The following is a 2,818-nucleotide window of genomic DNA, read 5'->3' as shown; positions in this document are numbered from 1 at the left end:
TCGTGGCGATGTGCCACAGCCGCGCTGCGGCTGAGCAGGTCAAGGCCAGTCTCACGGCGTGGCTGGAGCCGAGAGGACTCCGTTTCAACGAGGACAAGACGCGCATCGTCCACGTTGAGGACGGGTTCTCGTTCCTGGGCTTCGACATCCGCCGCCGAGTCGATCGGCAGGGCAGCGGAAAGCTGCTCATCACCCCCAGCAAGGAGTCGGTCAAGCGGTTCCGGAAGCGGCTCACCGCTGACGTGCGCTCCATGCACGGCGCGAACGCGGCCGCGGTGGTGTTCCGGCTCAACCCGGTTATCCGGGGATGGTCGGCCTACTACCGGAGCGTGGTCTCCGGCCGGGTCTTCACCGGCCTGGACCACCATGTCTGGCACCTCACCTATCGGTGGGCCAGACGTTCGCACCCGAACAAGTCGAGGGGCTGGGTCGCGACCCGGTACTTCGGCAAGTTCCACAAGTCCCGACAGGACCGGTGGGTGTTCGGCGACCGCGACAGCGGCGCCTACCTCACCAAGTTCGCCTGGACGAAGATCGTCCGGCACGTCCCGGTCCACGGTGGAGCATCTCCGGATGACCCCGCCCTGGCCGAGTACTGGACCGAACGGCGGCGCAAGAAGAAGGCCCCGCCCGTGGACGAGCACACCGCCCGGCTTCTGCGAAGCCAAGGTGGACGCTGTCCCGCATGCGGGGAATTCCTGCTGCACGCCGAGCACGAGCCACGCAGCCCGCGCGAGTGGGAACAGTGGTTCATGACCGTCCGGCGGGTGCTGGCCAAACAGCACATCGTCGAACAGGTCGACGGCCAGGACCGGACCTTCTACCGACTCCTCCACGCGCACTGTCGACGGCAGATCCTTGCCGGAAAAGCGGTGCACCAGCCATGACGCCGACGCGGAATCCTCGTCGTCCTCGGGGCTTGCTTGAGCCGTGGTGCCTGGAAAGCGGGCACGCCCGGTTCTGAGGGGGCGGGGACGCAGCAATGCGTCCCCGCTACCCGACGGTTCCGCATCCAGTGGCGCCGCAAGCGGGGAACGGACAAGTGGCACGTCTACACCTTCATCGCTGACCGGCCCATCCGGCAGCTGAAGGACAAGATCCCCGCCCTGACGAACAGAACGTCGCAACAGAACCCCAGGGACGTGCTGATCAGGCCCAACCAGATCATGCGCGGCTGGGCCAACTACTTCAAGCACGCAGTCTGCAAAGCCACCCTGAGTTCCCTGGCCAGTTTCACCTGGCACCGGGTGATCAGCTGGTGGATGGCACTGCACCGCTGGAAGTGGAAGGACGTCCGCCGACGCCTCACCGACCACAACGGACGGTGGCAAAGGCCCTCGGCAGACGGGATCGAACTGTTCGACCTCCAAGCGGTGGCGGTCACCCGCTACCGATACAGAGGCAACACGATCCCCAACCCTTGGACCAGCCCCAACCACGCCTGAACGACAGAGTCCGTGGAGAGCCCGGTACTCGGAGACGGGTACGCCGGGTTCGGCGAGCGGCACGGAGAAACGGACCGGTGGCAACACCGGCACCGCGCTCCGTGCCGACTCAACAGGCACCCCCCCCGATGCCGGCGGGCCGACGGTCCCGGGCGCGATGTCAGTGGGCGTCTCCAGCATGAACGATGCCGGAGTGCTGGGCCTAGTGTGCTGAACAAGCCCAACAGCCCGGCGAGTTCAGCGACCATACGGGCATCGGAACATCAGAACGTCAGGAGTGCTGTGCGATCTATCTTCGGGGATTCCGCCGCCGATCCGGAAATCGGGTCGGCCGCGGAGCGGCTCAGGACCGTCGAACAGTGGCGCTTCTACCTGGCTGAGTACGGTGCCGATGTTCTGCGGGTGTCGGGCGAGCGTGAGTTGTTCAACGTCGGCGACGAGCAGCGGGCCACCGGGTGGCTGGGCTACGAGGGCGCGGACGAGCAGCGGATCGTGGCTCTGGAGGAGCGGCTCGGCACCCGGCTCCCGCCCAGCTATCGCTCGTTCCTGGGCGCCTCCGACGGCTGGTCGCGCCTCGGCCCGTTCATGCATGAGATACGCACGACCGGCGCCCTCGACTGGCTCGACGACGATGACGCCGAGATGTACATGGGCACCTGTGACGATGAGCCGGACGACGCGAGCAAGCACGTCAGGGCCCCCGTCCTGCTCATCGCGGACGAGGGCGACGCCCAGTGGTGGCTGCTGGACTCCGGGGACGTGTCGCAGGACGGGGAGTGGGCCGCGTACACCTGGTCGAGTTGGCAACCGGGTCTGAGCGACCGGTACGGGTCCTTCGCCGAGTTGGTCGCGGCGCAGCGCGATTCGTTCCAGGGACTCAAGGGCCACGAATACTACGCGAAGTGGGAAGCCGACGGCACCACCCAGCAGGTCCACGACCTGTTACGCGACAAGACCCGCCGATTCCACGGCCGCCGGGCGGAGCCGACCGCGGCAGTGGTGGACGCGCAGAGCGTGAAGACCTCGGCAAATGTCGCCGAGACCAGCCAGGGCATCGACGCCGGCAAGAAGATCAAAGGACGTAAGCGGCACCTGATCACGGACACACTCGGTCTGGTGCTGTCCCCTCAAACGTTTCGGATCAATAATATCCACACACTTGCGACAAGTGGGCTCGGGTCGACGTGTGTGATCTTCGTCTCGGGTCAATTGCATTCCTCCACCACACGTGTGTAGGTTGCAGGTCATTGGGGTGAGGCTTTTCCGGGAACTGCCGGATCGTACACTGCGAACTACCTGTCATTTCAATCCCCGAGTAAGGCTTCAGAGATCCTCTGGTGCGCGCCAGGTGTGAGTGATCATCGGGTTATGGG

3 protein-coding genes are annotated in these 2,818 nt (G+C 65.6%); all 3 read left to right on the top strand.

Annotation, left to right across the window (positions count from 1 at the left end):
• The coding region (locus tag ABEA26_RS35635; protein WP_345598172.1) for a group II intron maturase-specific domain-containing protein at positions 1-887 on the top strand (887 nt) is incomplete at its 5' end.
• Between the two features lie 36 nt (positions 888-923).
• Complete coding sequence (locus ABEA26_RS35630) at positions 924-1,445, top strand: group II intron maturase-specific domain-containing protein (RefSeq protein ID WP_345598170.1); 522 nt, start codon at positions 924-926, stop codon at positions 1,443-1,445.
• A gap of 282 nt (positions 1,446-1,727) precedes the next feature.
• A complete protein-coding gene (locus tag ABEA26_RS36520; RefSeq protein ID WP_425587960.1) occupies positions 1,728-2,681 on the top strand; it encodes an SMI1/KNR4 family protein in 954 nt (317 codons plus the stop codon).
• Positions 2,682-2,818: the final 137 nt, after the last annotated feature.

The organism is Streptomyces marokkonensis, assembly GCF_039539045.1.
Classification (GTDB): Bacteria; Actinomycetota; Actinomycetes; order Streptomycetales; family Streptomycetaceae; genus Streptomyces; species Streptomyces marokkonensis.
Note: the sequence above shows the minus strand (reverse complement) of the source record. Positions and strands in the feature narration are given on the sequence as shown.